Raw genomic sequence first — 14,469 nt, 5'->3', positions numbered from 1 at the left:
CAATAGTAAAGAAGCTTCGCCCTGAGACGGCGGAGCCTCTTTTTTGTTCAATCAGAAGATTTTCTCTTCCTCCAGCATCATTTTTTGCTCAAATGGCGCCGTAAGCACGATCAACGTATAGGAATAGCCGAAATCCCCGGTGCGTTCCGAGAAGGCAACCAATTCCTCCGTCGACCTCGTTACCACTTTCAGCATGTAGTTGTACTCCCCACTGATCCGGTACATGTCCGTCACTTCCGGCGATTGCTTGCAGAAATCGATGAACGCCGCACATTGCTTGGTGCGAAACATGACAAAAGCACTCGTGTGCTTACCCAGCTTTTCCTGAGATATCGACGCATGGTAGCCCATAATGACTCCCTGCTCCTCCAGACGGCGGACCCTCTCCTTCACGGCAGGCTGCGTCATCCCGATGATTCTCCCCAGCTCCGCTAACGGTATCCGCGAATTTTCGTGCAACAGGCTAATGATTTTGTAATCGATTTGGTCCATGCAGATCACCCTTTCAAATCCACAAGTGCTCCCTGCCAAATAACTTGGATATACAAAGAGATTCATCGTAAACACCTTGGTTCATGCATGTAAATTATAAAAATTGTTTCGTAAAATGTCACTACATCATTTTCACATCATCATTTTTTCGAGGAGTGAACCACCTTGTCCAGAAAATTTTTGATCCTATTGCTGGCCTTGGGAGAATTCATGATTGGCACGGCTGAGTCAATCGTGACCGGAATCATCGGCATGATCGCAGATGACACCCATGTCTCCCTCTCCCTCGCTGGTCAGTTAGTAACCGCCTTTTCCCTGGCCTTTGCCCTCGGGGCTCCAGTCTTGATTGCGCTCACCTCGGGAGTAGAGCGCAAAAAACTCATCCTTTGGACACTGTTTTCTTTTATCGTGGCAAACCTGCTCGCATCCATAAGCCCGAACTTCTCCCTATTGATGGTATCCCGCATCCTGCTGGGGCTTTGTGGAGGCATCTACACCGTAGTAGCTCTCGCGCAAGCAGCCAACATGGCCTCCCCAGAGAAAAAAGGCAGCTCCATCGCGATCATCCTCATGGGCTTCAGCCTCTCGCTCGTGCTCGGGGTTCCACTTGGCACCATGCTGGGAGACATCTGGGGATGGCGCCCTGTTTTCGCGCTCATTGCCGTGCTGACACTCATTCCCTTCTTCGCCATCTTCGCCTTTTTACCGAAGCAGCAGGGAGAAGAGGCCGTCCCGCTACGCAAACAGTTGGCCGCACTCCGCAACAAACGGGTGATCCATGCGCTATTTATCTCTTTGTTCTTTGTCACAGGGTATTCCACCGTCTATACCTACATTACTCCGCTTCTCCAGAGCAACGCCGCCATGACGACTGCTTGGGTAAGCACCACGCTTTTCTTGGCAGGACTCGCTAGTGTGGCTGGCTCGCGGATCGGAGGCATTTCCACCGACAAATGGGGGATTCGCCCCACACTGTATGTCAGCTTGCTTTTCCATGCGGCCATCCTGCTCATCCTGCCGCTGTCTTCGCAACTGTCCACGGGGGCAATCATCACCGTTATGTTCTGGGTAGCTGCCGTGCAAACCACCGTTCCAGCCCAGCAGTATTATTTGATCACGTTGTCTCCCCACTCTTCGCAGGTGGCGCTCAGCATGAACACCTCGGTCTTTCAGCTAGGGCTGGCGCTGGGTGCAGGACTTGGTGGATTGATCGTAGACCATGCCAGCATTATTCACATCGGCTGGATCGGCGGTCTGCTCGTTCTCGCCGGCTTTGGATTTGCATGGGCTTCGTTTGCTCAAGAAAAAGAGGTAGGAAAGCTTACAAGCGTAAAAACATAAAAGGCTCTCATACCATTGCAATGGAGACGAGAAAAACCCGCCGAGGCTTCAACGCCCGAGCGGGTTTGTTTCTCCATCATTTAATCGACTAAACCAACGCTGGCTTTTTCGCAAGCATCGTGCCTTCCTGCGCGTAACGTACGTGCCAGGAGAATGCCTTTTCCAATACATGCGGGGTGTGCCCACCGCGAGTGAGTGCTTCTTCGTAGTACGCCATCAATTGATCGCGATACATCGGATGCGCACAATTCTCGATAATTTTGATGGCTCTTTGACGCGGAGCCAAGCCACGCAGGTCAGCCAAGCCTTGCTCGGTGACGATAATGTCTACATCGTGCTCGGTATGATCCACATGGGAGGCAAACGGGACGATGCTCGAAATGTTTCCACCTTTGGCAATCGACTTGGTTACGAAAATGCCCAGACGTGCGTTGCGGGCAAAATCACCAGAACCGCCGATTCCGTTCATCATTCGCGTGCCCGATACATTGGTCGAGTTGACGTTACCGTAGATGTCCGCTTCAATCGCAGTATTGATCGCAATCAGACCGAGGCGGCGAATCAACTCTGGATGGTTCGTGATTTCTTGCGGACGCAAGAGCAGCTTGTCACGGTATTGGGCGAAGTTGTCGGTAACATGCTTCATCTTGTCAGCCGTCAACGTGATCGAACAGCCTGAGGCAAACGATATTTTACCTGCATCAAGCAAATCAAACACCGCATCCTGCAAAACTTCCGAGAAGACAGTCAAATCCGTGAACTCCGAATCCAAAAACCCGTTGAAAACCGCATTCGCTACCGATCCGATTCCCGATTGCAATGGTGCGAGATTGTTCGGCAAACGTCCCTCTTTTACCTCCTGACGCAAAAACGCGATGAGATGTGCGGCAATCTGTGCCGTTTCTTCATCCGGCTCCACAATCGTCGATGGGGAGTCCAACTGATTCGTCAGAACAATCCCTTTTACTTTATTCGGATCGACCGGAATCCCTGTTGTTCCCATCCGCTGATCCACAGACGTGAGTGGAATCGGTTCGCGCTCTCCCTGCATAGCTGGTGTATAAATATCATGAATGCCTTCCAGTTCCACCGATTGAGCCATATTCATCTCAATGATGACATGCTTGGCATTTTCCACAAAAATATTGGAGTTCCCCACGGACGTAGCCGGAATGATCATACCCTCTTCGGTAATTGCAACCGCTTCCACAATCGCGTAATCGATAGCGTCTATCGCTCCCTGACGAATTGCTTCCGCTGTATGCGACAAATGCTGGTCGACGAACATCATGCTTCCATCGTTGATTTTTTTGCGCATGACCGGATCTGCTTGAAAAGGCAATCGCTTGTTGATGATCCCCGCTTCCGCCATCACGGCATCCACATCAGAGCCGAGTGAAGCTCCTGTATATACGTTTACGCCAAAAGGCTTGTTCTCTTTTTTCGCCAGCTCAGCCAATGCGAGCGGCACGACCTTGGCATCACCAGCACGCGTGAAACCACTTAACCCGATCGTCATGCCATCCTCAATCCATCCTGCTGCTACCTCAGCCGTCACGATTTTATCTGCCAGTCGTTTATCGCGTAAGCGCTCCCACATCATTGTGACCTCCCATGCCATCTTTGTTGCCTTTACACTAGCATACGGATTCTGAGCGGGCACTCGATTTTCAACAAAACAGAATATTTACGCGGCTATTAAGAAAAAACGACAGCGAACCATTCTCATTTGTCAGATATTTCAGAAGCCGAGCAATTGCCGAAACGAGCTGGCGTACGACTGGCTCACAGGAACTCTCGTCTTTTGCTTGTCCTTCATCTCCAATAAAAACGTAGAATGAAAATGCGGATGAATAAAGCCGATCGATTCCATATTGACGAAATAAGACCGATGACAGCGCACAAATCGCTCTTGCGGGAGAATGTACGCAAGCTCTGCCATGTTGTATTTGTTCGCATACGATCCACTAGCCGTATGCAGAAGCGTTTTCCCATCATGAGAGCTGATATAGACGATCTCTGTTAACGGAATGGGCAGCCAGCCGTCCTCCCCTTTTCCGATCAAAAACGACAGACGCGGCTCTGGATTTGTGAGCGGAACGCTGTGAGGCGGATAGATGGCGGTAATACAGCCCATGACCTGACCATTGCGCACTAATGGAAGCGAGAGTCCGTAGTATGGCACACCAAAAATACGACTCTCCACCTGATGCCCCATTTTTCCCATTTCCATGAGCGCTTGATGTGTAGCTGAGCCTATGGGAACGAGATCCCCTGGCGTAATTTTCAAATCAATATTGGAACTCGGCTGATAGTACAAATATTGTGCGCCGTCCGAGATCGCAATCGATACCCCGTCTGGCACGACTTCCCCAATCATTTGCAGCACCTCTGGAACCACTCTGTCCTCCATGCTGATTCCTCCTGCTCCTGTTATTGCTTTTATCTTCTCTACCTTCTATTAAAACACACTTCCCTGCTGCGGATGTTCAAAAAGTCGGCTTTTGATCACGTAGTAATCCTGGAAGCTCTTGCGACATCGAAAGAGGCGTTCACCTTCGAAGTCCAGTGCTCATGTAGGTCCCCTACACTCCGCTCCTCCTTCTTCAGGTTCTCGCCACTTTCTCGGTGCTGAAAAGCCGACTTTTTGAACTAGCATTTGCCTGCAAATCAATCCTTGTCTTTCCTCTGCATACAAGCGAATCCATCCGATGACAGGCAGGCATTGTGCTATCATGAGATTACAAAACATTCACGATTGTTTGAGCGAAGGCGGTGCAGCATGGACCACACCATTGTCTTGATTGCAAAAGGAACGGACACTCTCGAATTTTTGTTGAAAGAACTGCGGGCTTATTTCGAGCCGTATTGCAAAGTCATCGGTTATGCCAGCCATGAGCACATTCCCGATTTAAGCGGGGTCGATCATGTCTTTATCACGACCAAATCCCCGGAGCTGTACACAGTCGCCCGTCAAGCTGTCGCTGACTCCGTACCTATCACGGTTTTAAACCGTTTTTTCGAGCTGCACAAAATGAAAGCGCTGATGCAGATCCCCCCAGGGACGACCGTCCCTGTCATGAACAATTCGCCCGTTTCCGCACAAGAAGTCATCCAAAATCTATTAGAAGCAAACGTCGATCATTTGAATTACGTTCCCTTTCACCCTGGCTGTACATTTGATGATCTCGAATTTCAATACGCCATCATTATGAGTGTTCCTGATGTACCTCTTCCTCCTCATGTGGAGGTGATCGATCTCGGTTTTCGCAAAATCAGCATTCATGACCTGATTGATACTGGTCGCAAGGTAGGCGTGCCCAGTGAATGGGAGCGCGAGTACTTGTCTGCCTTCATTGTAGAAATGTCTGAGCTCGCGAAAATGCTCGGCACCTCCTACGCAGAAGTACAGAAGCTACACAGCCAGCTGCAATCTACCTTTCAGGCAGTCAAAGACCCTGTAATCGCTTGTAACGAACAAGGCCTGATCACGTTTATAAACGATGTCGCCGTTGAGTTGTTTTGTCCACATGCATCCTCTATTGTTGGACAACCGTACACAGTGTTGAAGGAGCACGGCTTGCTGCAACCCTTTTTTGAGCAGGAAGATCAGGAGGACGCCCTCGTATCCATTGATCACAAACAATTTATCGTCAGCAGTCAAAGCATCCGTCGCAGTCATGAACATCTAGGCTTCGTTTGTACGCTAAAAGATGTGACCGAAATCCAACGCTTGCGAACAACCCTTACCTTGCGCGGTCATACAGCCACTTACTCCTTTTCCGATATTAAAGGACAGAGCCAACCATTGCTCCAAGTTATCGAGCTCGGCAAAAAGATGGCAAAAAACAATCAAACGATCCTGCTAACAGGCGAAAACGGTACGGGAAAAGAGCTATTCGCCCACGCCATTCATCAGCACTCGCTACGCAAAAACGGACCATTTGTCGCGATCAACTGTGCCTCCTTGCCGGAAAACCTGCTGGAGAGCGAGCTGTTCGGCTACGAAGACGGTGCCTTTACAGGAGCACGAAAAGGCGGAAAGCCCGGATTGTTTGAGCAAGCGGACGGTGGGACGATTTTTCTTGATGAGGTTGGGGACATCTCTGGGGCCATTCAGGTCAAGCTGCTTCGTGTGCTGCAAGAAAAACAAGTCATCCGTGTAGGCGGCACGGGTATTCTCTCTGTGGATTGTCGCATCATCGCTGCTACCAACCGTGATTTGGAAGATGCTGTTTCTCAAGGAAGCTTTCGCGAGGATCTGTTCTATCGTTTGGCTGTCCTGCCGATCCAGATTCCTGCATTGCGCGAGCGAACCAGTGATATTCCCCTACTCATCGATGAGCATCTGGAACAGCAAGGCATTCGCAAATCATGGTCACCAGAAGTAATGGAGCTATTCTATCGCCATGACTGGCGGGGGAACATTCGCGAACTGAAAAATGTCGTCGACTATGCCATTACGGTAAGCGAGCACCCTGTCATCGGCATTCAGGATCTCCCCAAGCGATTGACGGATAGCTTGTTTCAAAAGCAGCAGACGACTTCTGTCCCGAAATTGGACGACAACCGCGACCTGGATATTTTGTATTGCTTGCATCATTATTACGTATCGAACAAACCAGTCGGGCGTTATCAATTGGCGCACTCCCCTGAGCTACGATCCGTAGGCTGGACAGAGAGCGCATTGCGCCACAAGCTGAAACTTTTAGAGCAGCAAGGATTCGTGCGTTCAGGTACGACCCGACAAGGAACCTCCATCACCCACACGGGTATCGAATTGCTGCGAAAACACGGGCGGATTTAGCTTCCGCCCTACTGAATAATAGGATGTATTAGGCTGAATAAAACCTAATAAACATTCCTAAAGCTCATTGTATTCTCTTTCCTTGCCTATGAAAATCCACTGAAAACGCTTATATTCGGGAAATTTCGACACTTGGCACGACCCTTGCTTGTCATAAACAAAAAAAAGCGAGGTGACCTCATGTCTACACATCCATTGAAACCTGCAAAGAAACGTTTTTCGGTGCCGCATACGTATGCCATCCTCTTTATCATCATCATTTTGGCAGCCCTAGCTTCCTACGTGCTCCCGGCAGGTGAGTTCGACCGCGTCAAGGACGCTGCCTCAGGCAAAACCATCGTCGTCAACGGCAGCTACCATCCTGTAGAAAGTGATCCGGTCTCGTTCTTTGACATGTTCAAAGCGATTCCAGAAGGGATGCAAAAAGGCGCGCAAATCATTTTCTACATCTTTATTGTAAGCGGTGTATTCGGAATCATCCGCCAGACCGGAGCGATTGAAGCCGGAATCAATAAAGGTGTCCGACACCTAGAGGGCCGGGAAAAGCTGCTCATCCCTGCTTCTATGTTCCTCTTCTCCATTGGTGGCTTCACCATGGGTATGGCAGAAGAAAGCATCATCTTCGTTCCCATCGGTATCGCGCTGGCCCGTGCAATGGGCTTCGATGCCGTAACAGGTACAGCCATGATCACCATGGGGGCAGCAGCCGGCTTCATGGGCGGGATGATCAATCCATTTACGGTTGGGGTGGCGCAGTCGCTCGCGCAATTGCCGCTCTTCTCCGGACTTACCTTCCGTGCTGTTGTGTATGTCTTCGTGCTTGCTTTTGCCATCTGGTACGTCATGCGCTATGCGTATCGTGTCAAAGCAGATCCGACCAAGAGTGTTCTTTATGGCGTAGAGAATCACGCAAGTCAAGAACAGGCAACAGTAGACATCCCAGATTTGAATGCGCGTCACAAGCTCGTGTTCCTGGTGATGGTCTGTGGCCTCGCCTTCAACGTATACGGTGTATTCAAGTACGAATGGTTCCTGACAGAGCTTACCGCTTCCTTCCTGCTCATGGGCCTGATTGCTGGTCTCGTCGGAGGTTTGTCGGTCAATACGCTGTTTGATTCCTTCGTCGCTGGCGCGAGGGCCGTAACGTTTGGGGCGCTGATCGTTGGTTTTGCCCGCGCTATCACTGTCGTCTTGGAAGACGGAAAAATTATCGATACGATGATTAACAGCCTGACTTCGTCGATTGGTCATTTGCCAGATGCCGTAAACGTCATCGCCATGTTTGTGATTCAAGCCTTTCTCAATCTCTTCATTTCTTCCGGCAGTGGACAGGCAGCGACAACCATGCCAATCATGGTGCCGATTGCGGACTTGCTCGGCATCCAGCGTCAGGTAGCGGTTCTTGCCTTCCAATACGGTGATGCAGTAACCAATTCCATTATCCCAACTTCTTCTGCGTTGATGGGCTATTTGGCTGTTGCAGGCATTCCGTATGAGAAATGGGTCAAATTCATTTGGAAGCTGTTAGCAGGCTGGGCCGTGATCGCCTCGATCGCACTCATTGTAGCCGTGACAATCGGCGTTTCGTAACAAATGAGCTTTTCACCAAACTGGCTGCGTCAAGTGGATTGGCGTAGCCTTCGCTTCACATCTCGACTACCCTCAAACAAACCGATGGAGGAACCATGCGCACAACAATCAAACAATTGCAGCCCGCCATTTTTTCTCTATACGAGCATTTACACCAGCATCCTGAGATAAGCTGGGAGGAAGTCCAGACCACCTCATTCATTGCTGACCTCTTGAAAAAACACAATTGCCACGTCACTACCTTTGACGATGTGACGGGAGTTGTTGGTGAATGGGGCGATCTGTCACCAGGAAAATTGACTGTAGGCGTACGGGCAGATATGGACGCACTCTGGCAAGAGGTGAACGGCGTCTTTACCGCGAACCATTCCTGCGGACACGATGCGCATATGACCATGGCATTAGGTGTCCTCATGGTCTTGCAAGCAATGGATGTCCAGATCCCTGGGCGCCTGAAGCTCATTTTCCAACCAGCGGAAGAAAGCGGAAATGGCGCACTTGCTATGGTGAACAAGAAAGTAGTGGACGATATTGATTTTCTGTACGGCGTACACCTTCGTCCGATTCAGGAAATCCCGCGCGGCACAGCTGCTTCTGCCATCCTGCACGGAGCAGCGGGGACAATATTCGGGCAAATCAAGGGTGCCGATGCTCATGGCGCACGGCCTCACCTCGGAGTCAACGCTATTGAGGTAGCCGCTGCGATTGTCGAGCAGTTAAAAGGCATTCACCTCGATCCGCTCGTCCCTTATTCCGTCAAAATGACGCAGCTCGCAGCCGGCAGCAAAAGCAGCAATATCATTCCGGGCTCAGCGCAGTTCCACTTGGACCTGCGGGCACAGACAAATGAAGTGATTCACGCCTTATTTGCCCGTGTCGAACACATTTTGCAACACGTTTCCCGTCTCTATGAAGTCGAGCTGTCATACGAGATCACCGAACGCGTCTATGCAGCGGAAGTGAACGAAGAAGCGAGACTGATCATGGCGGATGCCATTACTCAAGCCTTGGGAGCAGAGAAGCTCGAACCGCCGATTCAGACACCAGGCGCGGAGGACTTCCACTACTACACCAAGGAACGTCCACAGCTTCGCGCGACCATGCTTGGTTTAGGCTGTGGCCTGACACCAGGTCTTCATCATCCGCAGATGACTTTTGAAAAAGAAGCACTGCTAGACGGCATCGAGATTTTGGCAAGAACGGTACTGAAAACGTTTGAGCGACAATCCATATGAACGGGTGAGGAGAGATGAACATGAAAATCGAACGCGTGGACCTGCAACGAATCAAAATTCCGTTGAATTCCCCTTTTGAAACAAGCATGGGGGTAGAGACCCACAAGGAATGCATTTTGGTGCGTGCGTATAGCGGTGCCCATGTCGGCTTCGGCGAAAGCGTCGCGATGGACGTCCCTGTTTACAACGAGGAAGATGTCGATACGGTCTGGTACATGCTCGAAAAGTATTTGATTCCGCAGCTGTTTGCACGTGAGATCGAGCATCCTGATGACGTATCCCGCCTCTTCTCCTGGATGCGCCGGAACCACATGGCCAAAGCCGCTTTGGAAGGTGCCGTCTGGGATTTGTACGCCAAAATGAACGGCCTCTCCCTCTCCCAAGCATTGGGCGGAACTCGTACGACGATTGACGTCGGCGTGAGTATCGGAATCGAGCCGACCATCGAAAAACTGCTGCAACGCGTAGAGGGCTTCATCCGTGACGGCTACAAAAAGATCAAAGTGAAAATCAAGCCGGGCTTTGACGTCGAGCCAATGCGTGCAATCCGCAACACATTTGGACCAGATGTTCCGCTGATGGCGGACGCAAACTCTGCGTATACACTGGCGGACATGGAGATGCTGAAGGCTTTGGACGACTTCGGTCTGATCATGATTGAACAGCCATTGGCCCATGACGACATCATCGACCATGCGACCTTGCAAAAGGAACTAAAAACACCGATCTGCCTCGACGAAAGTATCCATACAGTGGAAGATGCCCGCAAAGCAATCGAGCTCGGCAGTTGTCGGATTATCAACATCAAGATCGGTCGCGTAGGCGGTCTGACCGACGCCAAGAAGATTCATGACCTGTGTGCGACACGCGGCGTACCTGTATGGTGCGGAGGAATGCTGGAGGCAGGGATTGGACGGGCGCACAACATCGCGATGGCCTCGCTCAGCAACTTCACCATTGCCGGTGATACATCCCCTTCTCATCGCTACTTTGCCGAAGACATCGTGACACCTGTCATCGATTTTGCAGCACCTGGTCTGCTGGCTGTCCCGACAACTCCAGGAATCGGTTTCGACATCAATGAGTCTGCTATTCGCAATGCCCTGATCGAGCATAAAAGCTACTATGCCAATCGGGAGTCTACTACGACTGTCATTCCGACCTGGTAGACGACACTCCTTCGAAGTGAAAAAGAACAGAGAGTGCCTTTTGGCCTCCCTGTTCTTTTATTTATGTGATTTGATTAATCCGTAATAGTCAAAAGCTTGCACAAATTACGCTCGGCATGAGCTTTCTTCTCTGGCGGAAACCGCTTTAGCAGATCCAGTGCAGCATACGGAAGCTTCAATGCATGAGGATCGCTGTATAGTCTTTCCCAGTATAGCGGTGAAAAAATTTCCTCGAACGCTGGCTCCTTCACCTCATCCTCTAAAGTAAACTCAGGAACATGGCGATTCAAATAGATTTGAAGACGATGGTTTTCGATACCTGGCTTCACAATATCCTCATACCCGAATCTCTCCAAATCCGTCAACGCATGAGCATGTGTGATGTTATGGACGACCTCACTCGCCAAATGATAGCGTACCCCGTCAATATCACGTGGCGGTATCACCAAATGAAGCTCGTTAAAGGCCCTTTCTGCCATCTCTGCGGTTGTATCGTATGGAGCCACTTCGTCTTTGACATCGTCAATCGTCATTCCATGGTAATTATCGATACCCCAATAACGGTCTTTCCTGTCTTCTGTCGTCGCTTGAAGAATCTTGACCAGGCCATTCACCACAGTTGGACGGATCATATCAGGGCGTTCGCGCAGTGCTTTTAATGCCAACACACCTAGTGCCAGCCCATGCCCCGAAGTCCGAAGCTGCATCACGTTTTGCTGGAGGCCATGGATGACTTGCTGTAACAAGGAGGGATCAGCTTGCTCGTCTTGATCTAGTGGAACGAACCATTCAGGTTTTTGCTTGCGGAAGGACTCGCATGTCCGCTCAATGCCCTCTTTTACATGTTCTGGGAGATCGTGTTCACGATTCATGAAGTACCCTGCCAATAAGGCTGCCCCATAATGACCGTCAAACCATCCCGCTCCAGCTGCACGTGCCATTCCCGTAATGCCAAGCTCCAAGTAAGAATCAAGTAAACGCATATAACTTCCTCCTTTTTCCATTTATGTACCCATAATATAACATACATTTTTGTTTGTAAAGTATGATATTTTAGTTTTTCTCTCATATAAAAAGGCCCCGTATATCCGGAGCCCTTCATCCACTAGCTATCATTTCCCTTGCTTAATCCAGCTTAAATTCTACTTCGTCTGTCTCCGGCCGATAATCGACAATCAACCCTTTTCCATTCATATACCACAGCTCATCTTTTTCCATATAAAATGTGATGCCATCCTCTACTGTCGAAATGCCGATTTCGTTCGGCAACTCCTTAGCAATTCCCATCGAGAATGAATCCTGAACCGTACTAACGCCTCCATACCGGACAAAAAAACGAATGCCGTCTCCTTCTTTGCATCCCCATTCTTCCCGAAACCATGCTACCGCTGCTTTTGTGATCGTCATGTTCATTAGTACGCCACTCCTCTCTTCTCTTATAGTTTACCTCAATTTCGAGATATTTGAAACATTAAAGTATGTTAAATGTATTTGCTCCCCATTTGAAAAAGAACCGATTCCCTATGCTGGGAAAACGGTTCTTTCCATCGGTTTAAGGCTTTATTGGAAGTGTAACCAAAAAACTCGTTCCGATACCGACCTCGCTGCTGACCTGAATTTTTCCATGGTGCGCATCCACGATCCATTTGGCAATGGAAAGCCCCAAGCCTGTTCCTTCTGTCGCGTGGGAGCGCATTTTATCCACTCGAAAGAAGCGATCAAACAAATACGGAATATCGTCTTTGAAAATCCCGATCCCACTGTCTTTTACAAGAATCGAGACGCGACTGCCTTCCTTTTTGCAAGAGACATAAATCCGGCCGTCCTTGTTCGTGTACTTCAAGGCATTGTCCAGCAAGATGACCATAAGCTGGTGCAGACGTTCTTGGTCTCCCACCATCTCAATGGGTTGCTGGATGTCTGTTTCAAGACGAATTTCCCGTGCGATGGCAAGTTGTGCAAAAACCTGAGTGCATTTCATCGCTACTTCGTCTAGGCGCAGCGTTTGATTCATGATCTGCAGCTCGTTAGAATCACTGCGAGCCAGCGTGAGCAAATCTGAGACGAGCTTGCTCAAGCGTTTGGCTTCTTGCATCCCAATCATGATTTTTTCGCTTTCCTGCTCAATCGTATGATCCGGGTGTCTGAAAAGCCTCTCCAGATTGACCATGATGGCTGTCAGCGGCGTCCTCAGCTCATGAGAAGCATCCGCAATAAACTGCTGCTGCTTTTCCCACGAGACTTGGATCGGGATTAATGCCTTTCTCGCCAAAAACCACCCAGCCACGATGGCAATGACAATACTAATAATGCCGCCGATCACCACTACATACAGTAGGCTGTCCAGCATGTTTTGCTCAGGTGCCAGATTATAAATCAGTTGAAACTGGTACGCAGTCTGTATCCGATTGCCTACCACGACCTTTTTCGGAACCGTAACGGTCTGCACGCGATAGACTTGTCTATTCACTGTTTTCGTTTCGATCCCGTCTGCTTTTCCGTTATGCTGAAATTTTGCATATTCCTCTGGCTCCAGCTGGTCACCAAATGCGGTCCCGATGACACGACCAAAGCTATCCCAGACGAGTAAAACATATCGGCGATCAAGATCGTTAAACTTTTTCCTCTCCTGACGGTTGAATGGAAAAGGGTCGTCTTCAATTCGATGGAGACGGGGCAAAGCATCTACCGCCAACCTTTGACTGACTTTGGTCATTTCTTGATCCACCTGCGAATAGAGACGGTACTTCATCGTGTAGTAGACTGCGCTCCCCAGTCCGTTCAACAAGAGAAGAACCACTAATACGTTTAACGTTACGAGCCGAATCCTCGTTTTTTGAAACATCATTTGTCTTCCTTTTTCAAAATGTAGCCCACATTGCGGATCGTTCGGATGAAGCCTTCGTAAGCACCCAGCTTCTTGCGCAGGTAGTGGACATACAAATCAACCACTCCGTAATTCGCTTCTGAATCAATTCCCCATACGCGGTCAAAGATTTGTTGGCGCGTCAATATTTGCTCCCGATTTTGCAGGAAGTACTTAAGCAGCTCGTACTCCTTCGTCGTTAGCTTCATCGGTTCATCATCAACAAAACCGTCATATTCATTTATCTTTAGCGACAGAGGACCGTACGCCAGCTCTCCTTCTGTGTTATGTTTCCCTTGGCGGCGCAAGAGGGCTCTCACTCTCGCCGTCAGTTCTTCGGCTGCAAAAGGCTTGACCAAATAATCGTCTGCTCCGGCATCCAATCCCTCGACTCTCGACTCTACGCTATCTTTTGCCGTTAAAAACAAAACCGGCGTCAGGATACCTTTTGCACGCAACGTTCTCACCAATGAAAGACCATCCATTCCTGGCATCATAATGTCCAGGACCAACAAATCGTAGATGCCGCGTTCCGCCAATAACAAGCCGTCATCTCCGCGCTCTGCCATATCTACCTGATATCCTTCATCGGTCAGGACTCCAGCAATTGTCTGAAGCAGCGCTTTTTCATCCTCCACTGCAAGAATAAGCATATTGATCCCTCTTTCATTTGAAAAAGCTGTATGTCATTCAGCATAGCATAATCGAATGGAATCACAATCATGACCACACTCGCCGATCTTGGCTGTGCACACGCTCCCCTTATTAGAACACGTATTTTTTTGAATCAAATTTGTCGGTGCTGGCGGAAATACAAAAAAAGCTGCATTCTCCATTACTTTTACAAGTAATCGGGAATACAGCTTTTCGCCTCATTCCTTCAAAACTGAATACGCATGATTGCTAAGAATTTGTGGATAAGTCCTCGACCGATTAGTATTCGTCAGCTCCACGCGTTACCGCGCTTCC

12 protein-coding genes are annotated in these 14,469 nt (G+C 49.5%); 5 read left to right on the top strand and 7 right to left on the bottom strand.

Features of this window, described 5'->3' with window-relative positions; genetic code table 11:
* Positions 1–51: 51 nt before the first annotated feature.
* Positions 52–492: an Lrp/AsnC family transcriptional regulator gene (locus ACFYU8_RS22090; RefSeq protein WP_390303812.1), complete on the bottom strand. Its 441-nt coding sequence runs from the start codon at positions 490–492 to the stop codon at positions 52–54.
* Positions 493–657: 165 nt separating this feature from the next.
* Between ACFYU8_RS22090 and ACFYU8_RS22085 the strand changes: the two genes are divergently transcribed.
* Entirely contained in the window at positions 658–1,833 is a 1,176-nt protein-coding gene (locus ACFYU8_RS22085) for an MFS transporter (protein WP_390303809.1), read from the top strand.
* An 88-nt stretch (positions 1,834–1,921) separates the two neighbouring features.
* On the opposite strand, the gene scpC is transcribed toward ACFYU8_RS22085, so the two are convergent.
* Together scpC and ACFYU8_RS22075 are read right to left on the bottom strand one after the other, a co-directional pair.
* Positions 1,922–3,433, bottom strand: coding sequence for a succinyl-CoA:acetate CoA-transferase ScpC (scpC, locus tag ACFYU8_RS22080; protein WP_390304146.1), 1,512 nt, complete (start codon positions 3,431–3,433; stop codon positions 1,922–1,924).
* 141 nt (positions 3,434–3,574) lie between these two features.
* On the bottom strand, positions 3,575–4,246 hold the full coding sequence (locus ACFYU8_RS22075; RefSeq protein ID WP_390303806.1) for a LytTR family DNA-binding domain-containing protein: 672 nt from the start codon (positions 4,244–4,246) through the stop codon (positions 3,575–3,577).
* 369 nt (positions 4,247–4,615) lie between these two features.
* Between ACFYU8_RS22075 and ACFYU8_RS22070 the strand changes: the two genes are divergently transcribed.
* From ACFYU8_RS22070 to menC, 4 genes are all read left to right on the top strand, one after another.
* On the top strand, positions 4,616–6,640 hold the full coding sequence (locus tag ACFYU8_RS22070; protein WP_390303803.1) for a sigma-54 interaction domain-containing protein: 2,025 nt from the start codon (positions 4,616–4,618) through the stop codon (positions 6,638–6,640).
* 180 nt (positions 6,641–6,820) lie between these two features.
* On the top strand, positions 6,821–8,230 hold the full coding sequence (locus tag ACFYU8_RS22065) for a YfcC family protein (RefSeq protein ID WP_390303800.1): 1,410 nt from the start codon (positions 6,821–6,823) through the stop codon (positions 8,228–8,230).
* A 95-nt stretch (positions 8,231–8,325) separates the two neighbouring features.
* Positions 8,326–9,465: a M20 peptidase aminoacylase family protein gene (locus tag ACFYU8_RS22060; protein WP_390303798.1), complete on the top strand. Its 1,140-nt coding sequence runs from the start codon at positions 8,326–8,328 to the stop codon at positions 9,463–9,465.
* Positions 9,466–9,485: 20 nt separating this feature from the next.
* Positions 9,486–10,634: an o-succinylbenzoate synthase gene (gene menC / locus ACFYU8_RS22055; RefSeq protein WP_390303795.1), complete on the top strand. Its 1,149-nt coding sequence runs from the start codon at positions 9,486–9,488 to the stop codon at positions 10,632–10,634.
* A gap of 74 nt (positions 10,635–10,708) precedes the next feature.
* Here the strand turns inward: menC and ACFYU8_RS22050 are convergent, their stop codons facing one another.
* The 4 genes from ACFYU8_RS22050 to ACFYU8_RS22035 form a co-directional block, all read right to left on the bottom strand.
* Positions 10,709–11,617: a hypothetical protein gene (locus ACFYU8_RS22050; RefSeq protein WP_390303792.1), complete on the bottom strand. Its 909-nt coding sequence runs from the start codon at positions 11,615–11,617 to the stop codon at positions 10,709–10,711.
* A 142-nt stretch (positions 11,618–11,759) separates the two neighbouring features.
* Entirely contained in the window at positions 11,760–12,047 is a 288-nt protein-coding gene (locus tag ACFYU8_RS22045) for a HesB/YadR/YfhF family protein (protein WP_390303790.1), read from the bottom strand.
* 139 nt (positions 12,048–12,186) lie between these two features.
* Positions 12,187–13,482 carry a sensor histidine kinase gene (locus ACFYU8_RS22040; RefSeq protein ID WP_390303787.1) on the bottom strand — a complete coding sequence of 432 codons (1,296 nt, stop codon included), beginning with the start codon at positions 13,480–13,482 and terminating at the stop codon, positions 12,187–12,189.
* On the bottom strand, positions 13,479–14,153 hold the full coding sequence (locus ACFYU8_RS22035; RefSeq protein ID WP_390303784.1) for a response regulator transcription factor: 675 nt from the start codon (positions 14,151–14,153) through the stop codon (positions 13,479–13,481). The genes ACFYU8_RS22040 and ACFYU8_RS22035 overlap by 4 nt, the downstream gene beginning before the upstream one ends.
* Positions 14,154–14,469: the final 316 nt, after the last annotated feature.

The organism is Brevibacillus sp. NPDC003359, from assembly GCF_042878995.1.
In the GTDB taxonomy this organism is placed as follows: Bacteria; Bacillota; Bacilli; order Brevibacillales; family Brevibacillaceae; genus Brevibacillus.
Note: the sequence above shows the minus strand (reverse complement) of the source record. Positions and strands in the feature narration are given on the sequence as shown.

What these genes read in the sequence shown, in the direction of transcription:
- ACFYU8_RS22090 (WP_390303812.1), bottom strand. Translation starts at nt 492, where the DNA reads ATGGACCAAATCGATTACAAAATCATTAGCCTGTTGCACGAAAATTCG.
- scpC (WP_390304146.1), bottom strand. Translation starts at nt 3,433, where the DNA reads ATGTGGGAGCGCTTACGCGATAAACGACTGGCAGATAAAATCGTGACG.
- ACFYU8_RS22075 (WP_390303806.1), bottom strand. Translation starts at nt 4,246, where the DNA reads ATGGAGGACAGAGTGGTTCCAGAGGTGCTGCAAATGATTGGGGAAGTC.
- ACFYU8_RS22070 (WP_390303803.1), top strand. Translation starts at nt 4,616, where the DNA reads ATGGACCACACCATTGTCTTGATTGCAAAAGGAACGGACACTCTCGAA.
- ACFYU8_RS22065 (WP_390303800.1), top strand. Translation starts at nt 6,821, where the DNA reads ATGTCTACACATCCATTGAAACCTGCAAAGAAACGTTTTTCGGTGCCG.
- ACFYU8_RS22060 (WP_390303798.1), top strand. Translation starts at nt 8,326, where the DNA reads ATGCGCACAACAATCAAACAATTGCAGCCCGCCATTTTTTCTCTATAC.
- menC (WP_390303795.1), top strand. Translation starts at nt 9,486, where the DNA reads ATGAAAATCGAACGCGTGGACCTGCAACGAATCAAAATTCCGTTGAAT.
- ACFYU8_RS22050 (WP_390303792.1), bottom strand. Translation starts at nt 11,617, where the DNA reads ATGCGTTTACTTGATTCTTACTTGGAGCTTGGCATTACGGGAATGGCA.
- ACFYU8_RS22045 (WP_390303790.1), bottom strand. Translation starts at nt 12,047, where the DNA reads ATGAACATGACGATCACAAAAGCAGCGGTAGCATGGTTTCGGGAAGAA.
- ACFYU8_RS22040 (WP_390303787.1), bottom strand. Translation starts at nt 13,482, where the DNA reads ATGATGTTTCAAAAAACGAGGATTCGGCTCGTAACGTTAAACGTATTA.
- ACFYU8_RS22035 (WP_390303784.1), bottom strand. Translation starts at nt 14,153, where the DNA reads ATGCTTATTCTTGCAGTGGAGGATGAAAAAGCGCTGCTTCAGACAATT.